The sequence below is a fragment of the Rubrobacter sp. M3-4 genome (genome assembly GCF_059772285.1).
On the sequence record NZ_JCBAJP010000001.1, the window covers coordinates 38,873 to 56,451 of the forward strand.

Sequence of the window (17,579 nt, forward strand, 5' to 3'; positions counted from 1 at the left end):
TTCCCGCAGCAGGATACCGGTGGACAACTCCTCGGTCATCTCGGTCGCCATGTTCTCCAGCCTAAAGTACCACCGGATGCGCCGCAAGCCGCGGAAGATGTGTGGTTGGAGCGGCGCCCCGGAGGGTAAGCAAAGGACACGTCCGCGAGCGAAAAGAGAGAAAAGGTATGGCGAAGATAGGATACTTCCTCTCCTGTGAGGAATTCGGTCCCGCCGAGCTTCTCGAGCAGGCGAGGATGGCCGAGGAGGCGGGCTTCGAGGGGCTCTGGATCAGCGACCACTACCACCCCTGGAACTCCGAGCAGGGCAACAGTCCGTTCGTGTGGTCGGTGATCGGAGCGCTCTCGCAGGCGACCTCTCTGCCGGTCACCACCGGCGTGACCTGCCCCACGATGCGCATCCATCCGGCCATAATAGCCCAGGCCGCCGCGACCTCCCAGGTGATGCTGAAGGGCAGGTTCTCCCTCGGCGTGGGAAGCGGCGAGAACCTGAACGAGCACATCCTCGGCGACCGCTGGCCCCCCGCCGACGTACGGCTGGAGATGCTGGAGGAGGCCATCGAGGTGATACGCCTCCTCTGGGAAGGAGGTGTCAAGGATCACCACGGAAGATACTATACCGTCGAGAACGCCCACCTCTACACCCTCCCCGACGAGCCGCCGAAGATCCTCGTCTCGGGGTTCGGTGAAGCCTCGGCCCAGCTCGCGGGCAGGATCGGTGACGGATACTGCGGTGCCTCCCCGGAGGGGGATCTGGTCTCGCTCTTCCGCTCCTCGGGCGGTGCGGACAAACCGGCCCACGGCGGGGCGAAGGTCTGCTGGGACGAGGACGAGAAGGAGGCTCGCAGGACGGCCCATCGGCTGTGGCCCAACGAACAGCTCCCCGGGCAGCTCGCCCAGGAACTGCCCACCCCGGCGCACTTCGAGCAGGCCAGCTCGCTAGTGACCGAGGAGATGGTCGCCGAGGCCGTCCCGTGTGGCCCCGACCCCGAACGTCACCGGCAGATGATCCGCGAGTACCTGGAGGCTGGCTACGACGAGATCTACATCCAGCAGATAGGCCCGCAGCAGGAGGGTTTCTTCCGCTTCTACGAGCGTGAGATCCTGCCGGGGTTCCGCTAGGGTCCTCACACCGGGCTGCGGGCGAGCTCCACGAAGGAGGCCCGCTGCTCCGGGGTGCCGAGAACCGCGAGCATGTCCCCGGGGCACAGCCTCTCCCCGGGCCCGGGGTTGGTGATCACATCCTCGCCCCGCACCAGCGCGACGATCGAGGCCCCGGTCCTCCCGCGCACCCCGAGCCCCCCGATCGTGCTCCCGGCCAGGGGGCTCCCCTCCGGGACCGAGACCCACTCGGTCTCTATCAGCTGCGAGGCACGCCGGAGCTGGGGGAGCATCCCGCCCCCGCCCCTCCGGGCCATCGGCGCGTAGAGCTCCCGGCGCACGGTGTCCGAGAAGCGCTGTATCTCCCCGGCGTCTATCCCGAGCTGCACCAGCGCCTGACGGGCGAGCTCTATCCCGGCCTCGAACTCGGGCTGGACCGCCTCGTAGACCCCGAGACGCCCCAGCTCCTCAAGCTCCTCGACGCTCGCCGACCGGGCCACGATGCGCACCCCGGGGTTGAGCGACCTGATGCGCTGCACGGCGAGGCGCGCCCCGATCACGTCGGGCACCGTCACGACTGCCAGCCGCGCATCTTCTATCCCCACCGCCTCGAGCACCTCCCCGGAGGTGGCGTCCCCGTAGACGACGGGGAGCCCCTCCTCGCGGGCCGCCTCGACCTTCTGCGGGTCTATGTCCAGCACGACGAACGGCTGGTCGAGCCGCCGGAGCATGCGCGAGACGAAGGTCCCGACCCGCCCGCACCCCACGACGACCACGTGCTCCCGCAGCTCACCCTCCGGCAGCTCCACCTTCATCGCGGGCTCCGTGGCCGGGAACCGCCGCCGCCAGAGCCCGTAGAGGACGGGGGCCGTGCGCGCCGCGAGCGGGGTGAAGGCCATCGTCAGGACGGCCACCGTGAGCGAGGTCGAGTACATCTTCTCAGATAGCGCCCCGCTCGAGGCCCCGGCCTGCGCGAGCAGGAACGAGAACTCCCCGACCTGGAACATCCCGAGCCCGACCGCGAAGGGGGCTATGTTCACGTAACCGAAGACGCGGGTCACCCCGGCGAGGATGGCTCCCTTGCCCACGAAGACCAGAAGAACCGCGGCGGCGACGAGCGGGACGTGGTGCCAGACGAAGGCGGGGTCGAGGAGCATCCCGACCGAGACGAAGAAGAGCATCGCGAACACGTCGCGCAGGGGGGCGATGTCCGCGAGCGCCTGGTGGCTGTAGTCCGAGCGGGAGAGGACTATCCCGGCGACGAACGCCCCGAAGGCGAACGAGAGCCCGACGTAGTAGGTCGCGTACCCCACCCCGAGCCCGACGGCGGCGACCGCGATCAGAAAGAGCTCCCGCGAGTTCCACCGCGCCACTCGCTCCATCAACCAGGGGAAGACGCGGCTGCCGAAGACCGCCATCCCGGCGACGAACGCCGCCGCCTCGAGCGCCGAGAGCCCGAGCTCCGGGAGGCCCTTCTGCAGGTTCCGCAGCTCCGGCAGCAGGACGAGAAAGGGTATCGCCGCGAGATCCTGCACGACGAGCATCCCGATCATCACCCGGCTGGAGAGGGTGTTCATCACCCCCTGCTCCTGCAGCGTCTTCAGCACGACCGCGGTGCTCGAGAGCGAGATCAGAGCCCCGAACCAGACCGCCTCGAGCCACCCGAACCCGAAGAGGCTCGCCACCCCGTAGCCGAAGAGGAGCGTGAGCAGGATCTGCAGCGGCGTCCCCAAAAACGCTATGCGCTTCACGGGCCTGAGCTCGTCGATCGGGAAGTGGAGCCCGATCGCGAAGAGAAGGAGCGCTATGCCGATCTCGGCGAGCAGCTCTATCTCGTGGGCGCTACCGACGGTGAGCCCGCCGGTCTTCGGCCCGACGGCGACCCCGGCCGCGATGTAGCCCAGGATGAGGGGCAGCCCGAGCCTGCGGGCGATCAGGCCGCCGAAGAAGGCGGCGACGATGATGAGCGCTATGTCTCCAGCTATGCCCATGGCGTCGCCGCCCTTTTATACTACGGGCGGTCCCGTGAACAGCCGCTACTGCGCGGTCCAGCCGCCGTCCACCAAAAGCACGCTCCCGGTCACGAAGCTCGAGGCGCGGGAGGCGAGGAAGACCGCCGGCCCGACTATCTCCCATACCTCACCGAAGCGGCCCATCGGCACCCGCCGCACCACGTCCTCGTACCACGCGGTGTCCTCCATCACCTGCCGCACGAGCGGCGTGGTGAAGTACGCCGGGGCGAGCGCGTTGACCAGGATGCCGTGCGGGGCGAACTCGAGCGCGAGCACCCGCGTCAGCTGCACCACGCCCCCCTTGCTCGCCGCGTAGGCCGCCTGCCGCTGCATCACCACGAGCCCGAAGATGGAGGCCATGTTGATGATCCTGCCGCCTCCCCCGCCGCGGACCATGAGCTCACCGAAGGCCTTCGAGCAGTGGAAGAGACCCCGCAGGTTCACGTCCAGGACGGCGTCGAACTCCTCCGGCTCGAGCTCCAGCACCGGCTTGCGCCGGTTGATGCCGGGGACGTTGACGGCGATGTCCAACCGCCCGGCCCACCTCCCGGTCTCCCCCGCCGCAGAGCGTACCCCCTCCCAGTCGCGCACGTCCACCGCGACCGCCGTGCTCTCCCGGCCGAGCTTCGAGATCTGCTCCGCCGTCTCCTCCGCGCCCTCCAGGTTGATGTCCAGGCAGACCACGTCCGCCCCGAAGCGCGCGAACCCGAGCGCTATCGCCCGCCCGAGGCCCGATGCAGCCCCCGTGACGGCGGCCTTTTTGCCCTCGAGGCTGAAGATCTCCGCGATGTCCTCCGGAAGCCCTTCCCGTCCTACCACGCTCTCCTCCATGACACCCCCAGAAAAGATGTATAGTCACATCCGCTACGCCAAGCCTAGTCTCCTGGGGGGCGGCTGTCAAACGCGGTGCAGGGCGTCTCCCCATCTGGAGGCGGCGATGCGCCTGGCGGCGAGCGTGCAGAACTCTTCCTCGAGCTCGGTGCCGACGAAGGCGCGCCCCAGCTCTCTGGCGGCGACGGCCGTCGTCCCGGAGCCGCAGAAGGGGTCGAAGACGAGCTCCTTCTCGCGCGTGGAGGCAAGTATCGTCCGACGCACGAGGCGTAGCGGCTTCTGGGTCGGGTGGTAGCCGCAGAGCCTCTCGGCGGGCGGGGCGCTCGGGATGCGCCAGACGGAGGTGAGAGGGGAGGATGACGCCCCCGAACCTTCGAAAACCCCGTGGTTGAAGGTGTAGCGCGCCGATCGGCTCCGCGAGGCCCACACCAGGAGCTCGTGCGCGTGGGTGAAGGCGGTGTGCAGCGCGTTCGGGGGCGGGTCGGGCTTCTCCCAGACTATGGTCTGTATGATCCTGAAACCCAGCCTGAGAAGCGCGAAGCCGACCGAGAAGACGTTGTGGTGGGTGCCGGTGATCCAGACGGTGCCGTCCGGCTTGAGTATGCGCCGCACCCCCCTGAGCCAGCGCAGGTCGAAGGCGTAATCCTCGCGCAAACCCCTCGGGCGGTCCCATTCCCCCTTGTCCACCGGTGCGAGCCTGCCGCCCCTGACCGTGACCCCGCCCGAGGAGAGTCGGTAGGGAGGATCCGCGAAGACCATGTCCACACACCCCGGCGGCACGAGGCGCATGAACTCCACGCAATCCGCACGGTAGACGATCGCCCCCGGCTCGCCGTAGGAGCTGATCCGGCCCAGGTCCATCGAAGAGCCTAGCGGAGCAGATCCGCCTCCGGAACACCCTCCAGCTCCGCGACCGCCGAGAGGAACCAGTCCGGGCGCGGGCGCGAACTTCCGGCCTCCGGGTCGTAGAAGACGTGGGCCGCACTCCCCTCGGCGGCGAGTTCACCCTCCTCGAAGCCCTTACCGACGCGCAGCTCGTACTCCATCGTGTACGAGCGGTTCCCCACCGAGGAGATGCTCGCCGCCCCGTAGAGCTCGTCGTCGAGGAAGACCGGCGAGACGTAGCGCACCCGGTTCTCCGCGACCACGTGCCGGGCCCCCGGGAGGTCCCCGGTCTCGAGCTCCACCCCCAGGTTCTCCGCCAGACGCCGCCAGTAGGCGAACTGCAGCGTCTCGAAGAACTCCAGGTAGACCGCGTTGTTGACGTGCCCGTAAGGGTCGAGATCGCGGTAGCGGATCTCGAGCCGCCTTATCACCGGGGTCCTCTTCAAGGCACCCTCCTTCGTCGGAACCTACGGCGAGAGATTCTAACCGCCCGCGGCGCCCAAGCTCCACGCCATCTGGTTTAATTGGGATGATGGGTTACGAAGAGTTTCTGGAGCAGGGTGAGACCCTCGCCGAGGAGGGTCTCGTGGAGGAGGCGCTCGCCCGCTTCGAGCAGGCCCTCGCGGAAGACCCCGGCAACCCGGAGGCGGTGGAGGCCGTGGGGCGGGCGCTGATGAACCTGGGGAGGCTCGAAGAAGCCGAAGAACGCTTCAGAGAGGCCCTCGCGCTGGACCCGGAGTGGGCCGCCCCGCACATCGACCTCGCCTTCCTGGCGATGCGCCGCGAGGAGCCGTTCAAGGTCGTCCACCATCTGGAACGCGCGATAGAGGCTGACCCCGAGCTACCGGAAGCCTACGTCGAGCTCGGCCGCTACTACGGGCTGATGGGCGAGCCCGAACTCGCCCGCGCGACCTTCGAGCGCTGGACCTCGGCCAACCCGGAGGACGCCGACGTCCTCATCGAGGCCGGGCTCACCCTCTTCGACGCCGGGGAGTACGCCGACGCCCTGGGCTTCTTCGAATCCGCCGCGGAAGCGGCCGGAAGCGAGGAGCAGAGGAGCGCCGCGCTCACCTACCGGGCGAACGCCCTCGACATGCTCGGCCGCTACGAGGAGGCCGTCGCCGGCTACGAGGGTGTGATCTCGCAAAACCCCTCGTGGTGGGAGGCGCACGCCAACCTGGGCATCTGCCACGACCGCAACGGAGAGCGGGAGAAGGCCGAGGCGGCCTTCCGGCGAGGGCTCGAAGAGTGCCCCGGATCCCCGGAGCTGCGAGACGAGCTCGCGGCCCACTACCTGGCGGAGAACCGGAACCTCAAGGAGGCCCTCGCGCTCTCGGAGGAAGCGGTGGCGTTGGGACGCGACGAGGTACGCCACCTCTACACGCTCGGCGAGGTGCGGGCGGCGCTGCATGACGACGCCGGGGCAGAGGAGGCCTACCGGGCCGTACTCACCCTCGACCCGGAAGACCCGGAAGCGCGGGTGGAACTCGGTCTCATCTACGAGCGGCGCGGCAGGATCTCCGAGGCCGAGGAGCAGTTCATGGAGGCGCTCAAGAGAGACCCGAACAACCCGCGCGCCCTCCACTCCTACGCCGGGCTCTACTACTCGGCCGGGGACGAGGCGATGGCCGAACGGTTGCTCGAGCGCGCGCTCACCTCCGACCCCGGCTACGCCCCGGCGCTCTCCGCGCTCTCCGGGCTCAAGGCCGGGCAGGGAGACAGAGAGGGCGCGTTGAGGTTGATGCGGCGCGCGATCGAAGCCGGGGAGCGGGACAGAAGCTACTTCGAGAACGCCCCGGAGTTCGCCGCGTTGCGCGGGGATGCGGTGTTCACCGCGCTCCTCGAGCGCATGGACGAAGCTGAAGGCTCCCCGTAGGAAGGCTGGCGATGTCCTTCGCCGCCGCAGCGGGAGGATTCCTGGTGGTGTTCGGTCTGATCTCGCTCGGCTTCGGCCTGGGCGCCCTGCTGCGTGGCGGCAGGGGACAGCGCGGCGGCATCGGGCCCCTCTCCGAGCGCGGGGTACACGTGGTCGCGGGCCTCAGGATGACGCTCGTAGGGGCGCTGTGCCTGGCCGCCGGGGCCTACGTCCTCTACTCGCACTACGCGGGCTAGAGGAGCTTCCCCCCGCGCGAAGAGTCCTTCAAGCTCCCGAAGAACCGGTCCATCTCCATACAGCGGTCGAGCGCGATCCTGCGGCTCGTCGCGAAGCGCAGCAGGCGCGGGAGCCGGCGGCGCAGCTCCTGCGCGTGATGGAACGCGGCCAAGATGTCGGGGACGTCCTCTTCGAGGCCCACCATCGCAAAGATCCTCGCGAGCCCGATACTGCCCAGATAGTCCAGGATCACGGCGTCCTTGAGGAGCAGCGACTCCGCCGAGGAGCCGGGAGCGCGCCCCGGCGGGTGGTGCTCTATGGCGTCGGCGACCAGCAGGATACGCTCCTCCGGGAAGTTGCGGTCGCGCAGGATACGGGTGGCCACCGAGGCGGATCGCTCCGCGTGGTCCCGGCCCTCCCTCAGGTTGTAGGCCCGGTAGAGCCCGATGTCGTGCAGCAGGGCGGCGAGGAAGAGCGCCTCTTCGTCGTGATCGAGCTCCTCCTCGCGCGCGAGGGAGCGGGCGGTCTCGTAGACCCTCAGGCAGTGGGCGTAGCCCCAGACCGGGTGGGTCCCGGCCCGGGCGACGAGCGCCTCGATCTCGGCGAATACGTCCCGCACGGAAGTCCCGGCTCAGGAGGAATCGGAGGCGCCGCCGTTCTCCAGCACCAGGGCTCCCTCCTCGTCCCTGGCGAGCGCGGCCGCACCAAGCACCCCCGCCTCGGGCCCCAGGGTGGCCTCGCGCACCCGCACCAGCTCGCGCGAGGGGGAGCGCGCCCGCAGCCACACCTCCCTGCGCGCCGGCTCCAGGATGAGCTCTCCCGCCTCCGAGACGCCGCCTCCTATGGCGATGACCTCCGGGTTGAAGATGTTGACGAAGGCCGCGAGCCCTATCCCGAGCCACCTCCCGGCCTCGCGCAGAACCTGTAAAGCCGCCTCGTCCCCCCGACGCGCAAGCCGGAGCACGTCCTCGCCGAGCACGTCCCGCTCGACGGCGAGGCGCCCGAGCGCCGAGTGGGGCATCTCGCTCGCCACCTCCCGGGCCCGGCGACGGATCGCCGTGCCGGAGGTCAGCGTCTCCAGGCAACCCCGGTTGCCGCAGCTGCAGCGCGGCCCCGTCGCCTGAACGGTCACGTGCCCGAGCTCCCCGGCAGCCCCCTGCGCCCCGCGCAAAAGCACGCCGTGCGAGATCACGCCACCGCCCACCCCGGTGCCGAGCGTCACGAACACCAGGTGCTCGCACCTCTCGCCGGAGCCGAAGCGGAACTCTCCCCAGGCCGCGGCGTTCGCGTCGTTCTCGACGGTCACCGGGAGCCCCACCCTGCCCCCGAGCTCCTCCCGCAGTGGTATCCCCTCTATGACCTCCAGGTTGGGGGCTGTTATGACCCTGTTTTCCCGGGTCGATACGAACCCCGGGACCGCCAGGCACACGCCCCCCACCTCGTATCCGCTCCCGACCTCCCGGATGGCGGCGGCGATGCTCGAGAGCAACCTCTCCCGGAAAGCCGGCGTGGGATAGCGCACCTCGTTCAGTATCTTGCCCTCAGGTGAGACGACGCCCGCGGCGATCTTGGTACCCCCGATGTCTACACCTATGGCGTTCATCAAGCCCCCCTCGGATCTTCCCCGCAGGATCTCATACCGGGGTATTGTACGCGCCCTCCGGGCCGACCCGCTCACACGAACGTGCTCCATGCGGGGTGGGCGAGCGGCACGGCGCGTCTCGGATCCGGTGGGGGGAATACCCCGGGGTGGAGGATGGAGGCGAGCAGCTCTACCCCTTCGACGAGCCTGGGTCCGGGGCGGCTGAAATACGAGTTCGCGTCCACCGCCCACACGCACCCCTGAGCGACGGCCGGCAGGCTCTCCCAGCCGGGCAGGCGTGTGAGAATCCGTCCCTCGCGCGCGGCCCGGCGCGCGTCGAAGCCGCAGGGCATCAACACGAGGACGTCGGGAGAAGAGTGTACGACCTCCTCCCAACCGATGCGACGCGAGGGCTCGCCCGGCTCCGAGACGGCCTCCTCTCCGCCGGCGATCTTCACCATTTCAGGCACCCAGTGTCCGGCGCCGAAGAGAGGATCGAGCCACTCGAGACACACCACACGAACCGGCCGGAGGGAGGAAGTCGCCTCCCCGACGCGGCGCAGCCTCTCCCGCAGTGCAGCGACCCTGCCGCGCACCCCCTCCGCCCGGCCCACCGCCTCCCCGACGGCGAGCGCATCTTCGAGCACCTCCCCGAGCGAGCGTGGGTCCATCGAGAACACGGCAGGGCGCGGGTGTAGCCCCGAGACCGCCTCCTCGACGAGCGAGGGTGAGACGGCGCACACCTCGCACAGGCCCTGGGTGAGGACGAGGTCCGGCCTCAGGCGCGCGAGGAGCCCGGCGTCGAGCACGTAGACGCTCCCCTCGTCGGAGAGCCTGTTCACGGCCGCGTCTATCTCCGCGCTCGACATGCGGGAGGGGTCTACCGGAGTGGAGGTGAGCTTCGGAAGACGCCGCACCCCGGGCGGATGGTCGCACTCGTGGGTGACGCCGACGAGCTCGTCTTCGGCCCCGGCGAGGGCCACCATCTCGGTAGCGGCCGGGAGCAGCGAGACGATGCGCAACCTCTTTCTCCCTTCAGAATCCCTTCCGGTGGTCCATGCCGCGCAGCAGGTTCGCCTGCCCGATATCCTCTATCGTAAGCATCCCGACGAGCTCCCCGGATGCGCTCACCACCGGGATGGCCCGCATCCCGCTCTCCTGCAGGAGCCTCTGCCCCTCCTGGAAGAGGTCGGCCTCAGGGGTGACGGTGGGGAAGTCGGTGCGCATCAGGTCACGCACCGTCGCGTAGCGGTCGGGAGAGTGGGCGGCGGCGAGGATCTCGTTGCGGGTTATCATGCCGACGAGGGTTCCGTCCTCGTCGACGACGGGGAAGTCCTCCTGGTAGCCGTGGATGACGGCGTCGAGCACCTGTCCGAAGGTGTGGTAGGGGCTCACCGTCTCGGTGCGGCGCCTCGAACCCATCACGTCGGACACGGAGAGCCCCCGCATCGTCTCCCGCTGGCGCACCATCTGAGCCTCTCCACCGGCACCGAAGAAGATGAAGATCGCGATGAGCGCGAGCAGGAAGCGCCCGGTGAAGATGCCGCCCAGGAAGAAGAGGAACGCGAAGAACTGTCCGATGGAGGCGGAGATCTCGGTGGATCTCAGGTTGCCCAGGCGGGTCGCGAGGAGCCCCCGGAGTACCCTGCCTCCATCCATCGGAAACGCCGGGATCATGTTGAAGAGCGCGAGGGCCAGGTTCGTCAGGGCGAGGTATTCGAGTATCTGACCCGCCGTGCCCCTGTTGGGCATGATACCCGGCGTACCGGTCGTCTCTCCCCCGCCGAAGCCGAGAGAAGCGACGAAGAAGATCGCCGCCAGCACGACGTTCACGAGGGGACCGGCTATCGCGATCTTCACCTCGTCCATGGGCCTCTCCGGCATGCTCTTCATCCGGGCGAGCCCGCCGAGCGGCAGGAGGGTTATATCCGGGATCTCGATGCCGAGCCTCTGGGCAACCAGAGAGTGACCCAGTTCGTGCAGCAGCACGAAGACGAAGAGCGCGATGATGAGCCCTATCGTGATCAGGGTTGCGGCGAGGCTGCCCGAGGAGCTGTAGGCCGAATATCCGAAGACGAGCAGCAGCAGGAAGAAGGTCCAGTGGACCTGTATGTCGATGCCGAAGGCCCGTCCTATCTTGAAGGAACCGCCCATCTCGAAAGAGAGTGTACCCTATCAGGAGCGGCAACCGAACGTATCCCCGTGTCCCGCTGCTAGAATCTCCCGCATGGAGGGACTCTCCGGGCACACCCTGATAACGAAAAGGGGCGAACTCGAGGCCGTCGCGAGCGAGATCGCGGGTGCCCCGGTGGTCGGTGTGGACGCGGAGACGACGGGTCTGAACCCGCGCGACGGCCGGCTGCGTCTGCTGCAGCTCGCCACCCCACAGAAGACCTTCGTCGTGGACGTCTTCGAGGTGGGGGACCTCTCGCCCCTCGCGCACCTCCTCGAGGATGGCCCAGAGAAAGTCCTGCACAACGCGAAGTTCGACTACGAGTTCCTCCTCGCCGGGCAGGGGATCAGGCTCCACCCCATCTTCGACACCATGCTCGCCGCGCAGCTCCTCGACGGCGGCCAGCAGGGATCCTCCTACGCGCTGGAGGCCGTAGCCGAGCGCTACCTGGAGGAAGAGGTGGACAAGGAGGCTCGCCGGGAGGACTGGTCCGGCGAGCTCTCCGAGGAGCAGTTGCGCTACGCGGCGAAGGACGCGGCCGTGCTCCTCCCGCTGCGCGAGGTGCTCGCGGAGCACCTCGCCGAAGAGAGGCTGCGCCGGATAGCACGCATAGAGTTCGGGGCGGTCGGGGCCATAGCGGAGATGGAGCTCGCCGGCATCAGGCTGGACCTCTCCCGCTGGAGGGAGCTCGAGAAGACCATACGCCGCAGGAGGGACGAGGCGGCGGCAGAGCTGGAGTCGTTCTTCCCACCCCCGGAGGGTGTCCTCCCGCTGGAGGGACTCGGGCCGAGCCTCAACCTGAACAGCCCGCAGCAGGTGATGGAGGCCTTCCGCTCCCTCGGCATAGAGCTCCCGGACACCCGGGTGTGGACGCTGCTCGGGGTCGACCACCCGGCCGCGCGGGCGCTTTTGCGCTACCGCGAGCTGCAGAAGAAGCTCGGCACTTACCTGGAACCCTACCCGGGCTACATCCACCCCAGGACCGGTCGCATCCACGCCAGCTTCCTGCAGTGCCGGGTCCCCACGGGGCGGCTCGCGTGCACCAACCCCAACATCCAGCAGATCCCGCACGAGGACGAGTTCCGCAGCTGCTTCGTCGCCGAGGAGGGCAACACTTTAGTCATCGCCGACTACTCGCAGATAGAGCTGAGGATCCTCGCGGAGGTCTCCGGGGATCCGGCGTTCCTGAGGGCCTTCAACGAGGGTGAGGATCTGCACCGGCTCACCGCGGCCACGATGTACGGTATCCGGCCGGAGGAGGTGAGCCGGGAGCAGCGCTCGGCGGCCAAGCGGATAAACTTCGGGCTGATGTACGGCCGGGGGGCGAAGAGCCTCTCGGCCCAGCTCGGCACAGACGAGGAGCACGGCCGCAGGCTCATAGACGAATACTTCGCCAGCTACCCGAAGGTACAGGGTTACCTGCAGACGACCGCGGAGAGGGCCCTGCGGGAGAGGAGGCTGCGCACGCTCGCCGGAAGGCTCAGGAAGTTCGGTCTTCCCTCGCCGCAGGAGGACCGCGGCGCCCTCAGGAGGGAGGCGATGAACTACCCGATACAGGGGACCTCGGCGGACATCACCAAGCTCGCCCTCTGCTACGTCGGCCGCGACCTGATGGACCTCGAGGCCCGCCTGGTCAACTGCATCCACGACGAGCTGGTCGTGGAGTGCCCCGAGGAGGAGGCCGAAGAGGTGGCAAGACGCATGAAGGAGGCGATGGTGCGGGCCGGAGAGAAGATACTCACGAAGGTCCCGGTCGAGGTGGAGGTCGCCGTCTCACCGGAGTGGCGCAAGGGTTAGCGCCGCTCGCACAGCGGCAGCAGGCTCTCGTAGCAGCGTCGGGCGGCCTCTTTGGCCGGCAGCCGCCACAGATCAGCGTTGAACAGCTCGATGGAGAAGTAGCCCTCGTAGCCGCTCTCCTCCAGAGCCGAGATGATCCCGGCTAGATCCAACACCCCTTCTCCCGGCAGGACCCGGTCGAAGTCGCGGTGGGTCAGGTCCGCCGGTTTGTCGGGCATGTCGTCGAGGTGGACGTGTTTGATCCACTTCACCGAGTCCGGGTTGATATCAGAGAGCTTAGTCGGGGTAACGTGGTAGTGGGCGGCGTCGAAGAGGACGCCCACCCGCGGGTGATTCGCCATCTCCGCCACCCGCACCGCGCTCGAGAGGCTCCTGACGAGCGGCGACCAGTTGAACTCGATGGCGATGTCCACCCCCAGGCCTTCGGTGGCTTCCGCCAGATCCCGCGCCGCCTCCGCCACGGCGTCCAGCGCCTCGACGGAGTTCTGCTCCGGACCGTCGGTGCCGACGACCATCACCCCTGCACCGAGCTCGCGGACGAGGCGGGCGTTTTCGGCGTTGGCCCTCAGGTTGGGAAGCCGGGCGTCCGGCGAGCCGAAGCACATCATCTCGAGCTCGGAGCTCGCGACGACGCGCAGAGAGCGCGATTCGAAGAGCTCCCTCGCCTCTTCTACCGTGTGCCCGTCTTGGAGCCAGCCCTTCACCAGGTTCAGGTGCGGCTCGACGTTCTTGAACCCCGCGGCGGCGTAGGCATCCAGAGCTTCCTCGAGGCTCCGGTGGGCGGTGCACTGCGAGTTGATGGCGAGCTGCCCGGCTCTCAAAGATCCCTCCCTCTCCATTCCCCGTGCCGGGCGACCTCCCTGCGGCGCCCGGCACGGATCGCCTTGTCCCTCTGCCTCATCCTCCTCTAGGAGAGCCAGCGGACTATCTCGACCTTGTTCTCGGTGAAAAACCGCACCCCATCCTTGCCCGTGGCGTGCAGATCCCCGTAGAAGGACTTCTTTATCCCGTTGAAGGGCATGAACGCCATGGGTGCTGCTACTCCTATGTTGACCCCGAGCATCCCGGCCTGTATGCGCTCTCGCCAGTGCCTCACCGCTGAGCCGCTCTCGGTGAAGATCGAGCAGGCGTTGCCAAAGGGGGATGCGTTGGTGAACTCTATGGCTTCGTCGAGGTCAGAGGCGCGTACTATGGAGAGTACCGGCCCAAAGATCTCTTCTCTTGCTACCCGCATCTCCCCTGTTACCCGATCGAGGATCGTGGGCCCAAAGAAAAACCCTTCTTCTCTTGGCGCTACCCTCCCATCGAGTACTACTTCGGCTCCTTCTTTTTCTGCAAGATCGACGTAGGAGCGTACCTTCTCTCTGTGGCTCTCCCGGATGAGGGGTGTAAGCTCCGATCCTTCTTCGTATCCAGGCCCTACCTTCATCGCAGAGGCCGCTTCTTTTATGGCTCCTACGAGCCTGTCTTGCTCTTCTTCTTTTCCTACGGCTATAAGAACGCTGCCTGCAAGACACCTCTCCCCTGCGTTGCCATACGCTGAGGAGATGATGTTCGGGACAGCTCTCTCCAGAACGGCATCGGGCATGGCGATCATACTGTTTTTGGCTCCCGCTAAAGCCTGCACCCTCTTTCCATGGGCGCATCCTTCTCTGTAGACGTACTCGGCTACGGGCTGAGATCCTACGAAGGAGACGGCTTTTATCTCGGGGTGGGCGAGGATGGCATCAACCACCTCTTTGGCTCCGTTTACTATGTTGAAAACACCCTCCGGAAGCCCCGCCTCAAAGAGCAGCTCTGCTATCCTCTGCGAGCAAAGCGGCGTCCTCTCGGAGGGCTTCAGGATGTAGGTGTTGCCCGCTCCTATGGCTATGGGTAAAGTCCACATCGGCACCATGCACGGGAAGTTGAACGGTGTGATGGCCGCCACCACCCCCAAAGGGTAGCGAAAGGAGACGTTGTCTATCCCCCTGGCCACGTCTCTTGCCGTCTCCCCCATGAGGAGCGTGGGCATCCCGCAGGCAAACTCAACCACCTCTATCGCCCGCCTGACCTCCCCTGAGGCATCCTTTTTGTCCTTGCCGTTCTCCAGGGTGACAAGAGAGGAGAGCTCATCGAAGTTCTCCTCCATGAGCATCTTCAGGCGAAAGAGGATGCGCGCCCTCTCGACAACCGGGGTCGAAGACCACCCTCCGAAAGCTTCTCGGGCGGCCGCCACGGCCTTATCCACCTCATCTTTTCCTGAGAGTGGGGTTTCTGCTATGACCCTGGCCGTTGCCGGGTCGTAGACGGGTTCTTTAGGGAGCTCTTCCCCCTCCTCCCACTTCCCCCCGATCAGGTTGCGTACCTTCCACTGCGTCTTCTGCATCGCTCCTCCTCTCCTTACCGGATCACTTCAGCAGCCACTCGTGGTCCGGGTCGTTGCTTACGGCCCATTCTCTCACCGGTCCGGCCATCACGTTGAGGTAGTAGAGGTCGTAGCCGGGCGGGGCGCTGACGGTATGGTAGCCCTTCGGGACCAGCACCACGTCCCCGTCGCGCACGCTCACCGTCTCGTCGAGGGAGCGGTCCCCGCTGTAGACCCGCTGCAGCGCGAAGCCTTTCTCCGGCCTCATGCGGTGGTAGTAGGTCTCCTCCAGGTAGGTCTCACGCGGCGGGTCCTCGACGTCGTGCTTGTGCGGCGGGTAGCTCGACCAGTGGCCCTGCGGGGTGATGACCTCGACGACGAGCAGGTGCTCGGCGGGACGGTCGGCCATCAGGATGGGGCGCACCTCCCGCTCGAAGGCGCCGCTCCCGCGCCGCTCGACCTCTATGTCGTCCGGCCCGACGAGCAGAGGGTCCGCCCCACGCTCGGCCGGGGACCAGCACAGGGCGACCTCGGCCGGCCCCGCGGTCGCCTCCACGGTGTAGGAGACGTCGGGCGGGAGGTAGAGGCCGTGCGGGAGCCCGTCGAAGACGTTCTTGCGGCCTCCCACCTCTTCCCAGCTTCCCGCCTCCCCGGAGACCCGGATGGTCCCCGAGAGCGGCACCAGGCAGACCTCCTGGCCCTCGTTGTCGCGTTTCAGGGTCCCCGGACCCTCGATCCTCACGACCTCGAAGCCCACCCAGCCCCACCCGGCGGACTCCGGGGTCACCCGGACGAGGGTGCCGTCCGGGTCGGGCTCGGCGCGGCTGGGGACGACGATCTCCGGCAAAGACCCACCTCCTCACAGGTAGCGGCGCTGGAGGCGCCTTTTCTCATCGTACTCCCGGCGTGCCTTTCGTACCGGCTCCCGGCCGGAGACCTCGGCGACCGGCACGTCCCACCACGACTCGTAGTTCGGCACGCCCTCGTAGCGGTCTGCGGGTATGTGGATCACGACGGTCCTCTCCACCTCCTTCGCCTCGGCCAGGGCGCCCTTGAGTTCCCCCATGGTCTTCGCCCGTATGACGTGTGCGCCCAGAGACTCGGCGTTTCTGGCCAGGTCGACGGGCAGCACCTCTCCGGGGGATTCCTCGGTATCGAGTCCGATCGAGCCGTCTTTGCGATAGCGGTAGTGGGTGCCGAAGCCCTCGGCGCCGACCGAGCGGGAGAGGGAGCCGATCGAGGAGAAGCCCGCGTTGTCCACCAGGACGATGGTGAGCTTGTAACCCTCCTGGATGGAGGTTGCGATCTCGGCGTTCATCATCAGGTAGGAGCCGTCGCCCACCATCACGTAGACCTCGCGCGAGGGGTCGGCCATCTTAACCCCGAGACCGCCGGCTATCTCGTATCCCATGCACGAGTAGCCGTACTCGACGTGGTAGCCCTTGGGGTCGCGGGTGCGCCAGAGCCTGAGCAAATCTCCCGGCATCGAGCCCGCGGCGCAGACGACCACGTCACGGGGCCCGGAGAAGGCGTTCACCGCCCCGATTATCTCGCTCTGCGCCGGGAGCGGTTCGTGCCCGAGGTTGCAGAGCCGCTCTACCTCCCGGTCCCACTCCTCTACGGCCCGTGCGGCCTCCTCGCGGTAGGAGTCCTCGACCTCGTACCCGGAGAGCGCCTCCGAGAGGGTCTCGATGGTGGCCCGCGCGTCGCCGACCAGCGAGAGGCCGGCGTGCTTGGCCGCATCAAAGGCGGCGACGTTTATGTTGACGAACCTCACCCGGGGGTTCTGGAAGGCGGTCTTGGAGGCGGTAGTGAAGTCCGTGTAGCGGGTGCCGATGCCGATGACGAGGTCGGCTTCTCTGGCGAAGCGGTTCGCGGCGAGCGAGCCGTTCGGGCCCACCGGGCCCAGGTCGAGCGGGTGGCCGTGGGGCAGCGAGCCTTTCCCGGCCTGCGTCTCGCAGACGGGTATACCGGTCCTCTCGGCGAAGCCCTTCAGAGCCTCTGTGGCCTCCGAGTAGATCACGCCTCCCCCCGCCACGATCAGGGGCCGCCGGGCCTCACGTACGAGATCCAGAGCCCGTTCCAGGCTCTCCCGGTCCGGGAGCGGGCGCGGTACGTGCCACACCCGCCTCTCGAAGAACTCCTCCGGGAAGTCGTAGGCCTCGGCCTGCACGTCCTGGGGCATCGCGAGGGTGACGGCCCCGGTCTCGGCCTGGTCGGTGAGGACCCGCATCGCCGAGAGGGCGGCCGGGATGAGCTGCTCGGGGCGGTAGATCCTGTCCCAGTAGCGCGAGACGGGCCTGAAGCAATCGTTGACCGAGAGGGTCCCGTCGTGGGGCGCCTCGAGCTGCTGCAGGACGGGGTCGGGGGTGCGCGAGGCGAAGATGTCCCCGGGCAGGAGCAGCACGGGGAGGCGGTTCACGGTGGCGAGCGCCGCCCCCGTGACCATGTTGGTCGCGCCGGGGCCGATCGAGGTGGTGCACGCCAGCATGCGGAGGCGGTTGTTGTGGCGGGCGTAGGCCGCGGCGGTGTGCACCATCGCCTGCTCGTTGCGGCTCTGGTAGTAGGTGATCAGGTCGCGGTACTCGTGCAGGGCCTGTCCGATCCCGGCGACGTTGCCGTGGCCGAAGATCCCGAAGACCCCGCCGAAGAGCCTGCGCTCGACGCCGTCACGCTCGGTGTACTGGTTGGACAGGAACCTGATGAGGGCCTGCGCCGTCGTGAGCCTCACGGTGCCCATATCGCACCACCTCCTCCTCT

16 protein-coding genes are annotated in these 17,579 nt (G+C 67.7%); 4 read left to right on the top strand and 12 right to left on the bottom strand.

Going from position 1 to position 17,579, the window contains the following annotated elements; translation table 11 throughout:
- Positions 1–167: 167 nt before the first annotated feature.
- Positions 168–1,121 carry an LLM class F420-dependent oxidoreductase gene (locus tag AC6EKW_RS00185; protein WP_498513329.1) on the top strand — a complete coding sequence of 318 codons (954 nt, stop codon included), beginning with the start codon at positions 168–170 and terminating at the stop codon, positions 1,119–1,121.
- 5 nt (positions 1,122–1,126) lie between these two features.
- Here AC6EKW_RS00185 and AC6EKW_RS00190 read toward each other — a convergent pair whose 3' ends face one another.
- The 4 genes from AC6EKW_RS00190 to AC6EKW_RS00205 all read right to left on the bottom strand — a co-directional run bounded on the left by AC6EKW_RS00190 (position 1,127) and on the right by AC6EKW_RS00205 (position 5,274).
- Positions 1,127–3,091, bottom strand: coding sequence for a monovalent cation:proton antiporter family protein (locus AC6EKW_RS00190; protein WP_273889282.1), 1,965 nt, complete (start codon positions 3,089–3,091; stop codon positions 1,127–1,129).
- Between the two features lie 45 nt (positions 3,092–3,136).
- Complete coding sequence (locus AC6EKW_RS00195) at positions 3,137–3,931, bottom strand: SDR family NAD(P)-dependent oxidoreductase (protein WP_273889281.1); 795 nt, start codon at positions 3,929–3,931, stop codon at positions 3,137–3,139.
- A gap of 78 nt (positions 3,932–4,009) precedes the next feature.
- Positions 4,010–4,804: a DNA-methyltransferase gene (locus AC6EKW_RS00200; RefSeq protein ID WP_498513330.1), complete on the bottom strand. Its 795-nt coding sequence runs from the start codon at positions 4,802–4,804 to the stop codon at positions 4,010–4,012.
- An 8-nt stretch (positions 4,805–4,812) separates the two neighbouring features.
- Positions 4,813–5,274 carry an acyl-CoA thioesterase gene (locus AC6EKW_RS00205; protein WP_273889279.1) on the bottom strand — a complete coding sequence of 154 codons (462 nt, stop codon included), beginning with the start codon at positions 5,272–5,274 and terminating at the stop codon, positions 4,813–4,815.
- Positions 5,275–5,360: 86 nt separating this feature from the next.
- On the opposite strand from AC6EKW_RS00205, the gene AC6EKW_RS00210 reads away from it, so the two are divergent.
- Entirely contained in the window at positions 5,361–6,704 is a 1,344-nt protein-coding gene (locus AC6EKW_RS00210) for a tetratricopeptide repeat protein (protein WP_273889278.1), read from the top strand.
- Positions 6,705–6,715: 11 nt separating this feature from the next.
- Positions 6,716–6,940 carry a hypothetical protein gene (locus AC6EKW_RS00215; protein WP_273889277.1) on the top strand — a complete coding sequence of 75 codons (225 nt, stop codon included), beginning with the start codon at positions 6,716–6,718 and terminating at the stop codon, positions 6,938–6,940.
- Here the strand turns inward: AC6EKW_RS00215 and AC6EKW_RS00220 are convergent.
- The 4 genes from AC6EKW_RS00220 to AC6EKW_RS00235 form a co-directional block, all read right to left on the bottom strand.
- Complete coding sequence (locus AC6EKW_RS00220) at positions 6,937–7,539, bottom strand: HD domain-containing protein (protein WP_498513331.1); 603 nt, start codon at positions 7,537–7,539, stop codon at positions 6,937–6,939. The two genes, AC6EKW_RS00215 and AC6EKW_RS00220, sit on opposite strands and share 4 nt — an antisense overlap.
- Positions 7,540–7,551: 12 nt before the next feature.
- The gene (locus AC6EKW_RS00225) at positions 7,552–8,523 is read right to left on the bottom strand and encodes an ROK family protein (protein WP_273847361.1); all 972 of its coding nucleotides are present in this window, start codon (positions 8,521–8,523) and stop codon (positions 7,552–7,554) included.
- A 71-nt stretch (positions 8,524–8,594) separates the two neighbouring features.
- The gene (locus AC6EKW_RS00230; protein ID WP_498513332.1) at positions 8,595–9,524 is read right to left on the bottom strand and encodes a BtuF-related (seleno)protein; all 930 of its coding nucleotides are present in this window, start codon (positions 9,522–9,524) and stop codon (positions 8,595–8,597) included.
- Positions 9,525–9,537: 13 nt separating this feature from the next.
- Positions 9,538–10,656 (bottom strand): site-2 protease family protein, encoded by a 1,119-nt coding sequence (locus AC6EKW_RS00235; protein ID WP_498513333.1) that lies wholly within the window; start codon positions 10,654–10,656, stop codon positions 9,538–9,540.
- A 73-nt stretch (positions 10,657–10,729) separates the two neighbouring features.
- Here AC6EKW_RS00235 and AC6EKW_RS00240 point away from each other — a divergent pair, with 73 nt between their 5' ends.
- Positions 10,730–12,472: a bifunctional 3'-5' exonuclease/DNA polymerase gene (locus AC6EKW_RS00240; RefSeq protein WP_498513334.1), complete on the top strand. Its 1,743-nt coding sequence runs from the start codon at positions 10,730–10,732 to the stop codon at positions 12,470–12,472.
- Here AC6EKW_RS00240 and AC6EKW_RS00245 read toward each other — a convergent pair.
- The 4 genes from AC6EKW_RS00245 to iolD all read right to left on the bottom strand — a co-directional run bounded on the left by AC6EKW_RS00245 (position 12,469) and on the right by iolD (position 17,559).
- Positions 12,469–13,293, bottom strand: a complete 825-nt coding sequence (locus AC6EKW_RS00245) for a sugar phosphate isomerase/epimerase family protein (protein WP_498513335.1) — start codon at positions 13,291–13,293, stop codon at positions 12,469–12,471. The genes AC6EKW_RS00240 and AC6EKW_RS00245 overlap by 4 nt on opposite strands.
- Before the next feature lie 86 nt (positions 13,294–13,379).
- Entirely contained in the window at positions 13,380–14,840 is a 1,461-nt protein-coding gene (locus tag AC6EKW_RS00250; RefSeq protein WP_498513336.1) for a CoA-acylating methylmalonate-semialdehyde dehydrogenase, read from the bottom strand.
- A gap of 22 nt (positions 14,841–14,862) precedes the next feature.
- Positions 14,863–15,666, bottom strand: coding sequence for a 5-deoxy-glucuronate isomerase (iolB, locus tag AC6EKW_RS00255; RefSeq protein ID WP_498513337.1), 804 nt, complete (start codon positions 15,664–15,666; stop codon positions 14,863–14,865).
- Between the two features lie 12 nt (positions 15,667–15,678).
- Complete coding sequence (gene iolD / locus AC6EKW_RS00260) at positions 15,679–17,559, bottom strand: 3D-(3,5/4)-trihydroxycyclohexane-1,2-dione acylhydrolase (decyclizing) (RefSeq protein WP_498513338.1); 1,881 nt, start codon at positions 17,557–17,559, stop codon at positions 15,679–15,681.
- Positions 17,560–17,579 lie beyond the last annotated feature (20 nt).

Coding starts and splice junctions, on each gene's coding strand:
- AC6EKW_RS00250 (WP_498513336.1), bottom strand. CDS start 14,840: ATGCAGAAGACGCAGTGGAAGGTACGCAACCTGATCGGGGGGAAGTGG.
- AC6EKW_RS00240 (WP_498513334.1), top strand. CDS start 10,730: ATGGAGGGACTCTCCGGGCACACCCTGATAACGAAAAGGGGCGAACTC.
- AC6EKW_RS00185 (WP_498513329.1), top strand. CDS start 168: ATGGCGAAGATAGGATACTTCCTCTCCTGTGAGGAATTCGGTCCCGCC.
- iolD (WP_498513338.1), bottom strand. CDS start 17,559: ATGGGCACCGTGAGGCTCACGACGGCGCAGGCCCTCATCAGGTTCCTG.
- AC6EKW_RS00210 (WP_273889278.1), top strand. CDS start 5,361: ATGGGTTACGAAGAGTTTCTGGAGCAGGGTGAGACCCTCGCCGAGGAG.
- AC6EKW_RS00200 (WP_498513330.1), bottom strand. CDS start 4,804: ATGGACCTGGGCCGGATCAGCTCCTACGGCGAGCCGGGGGCGATCGTC.
- AC6EKW_RS00235 (WP_498513333.1), bottom strand. CDS start 10,656: ATGGGCGGTTCCTTCAAGATAGGACGGGCCTTCGGCATCGACATACAG.
- AC6EKW_RS00215 (WP_273889277.1), top strand. CDS start 6,716: ATGTCCTTCGCCGCCGCAGCGGGAGGATTCCTGGTGGTGTTCGGTCTG.
- AC6EKW_RS00225 (WP_273847361.1), bottom strand. CDS start 8,523: ATGAACGCCATAGGTGTAGACATCGGGGGTACCAAGATCGCCGCGGGC.
- AC6EKW_RS00190 (WP_273889282.1), bottom strand. CDS start 3,091: ATGGGCATAGCTGGAGACATAGCGCTCATCATCGTCGCCGCCTTCTTC.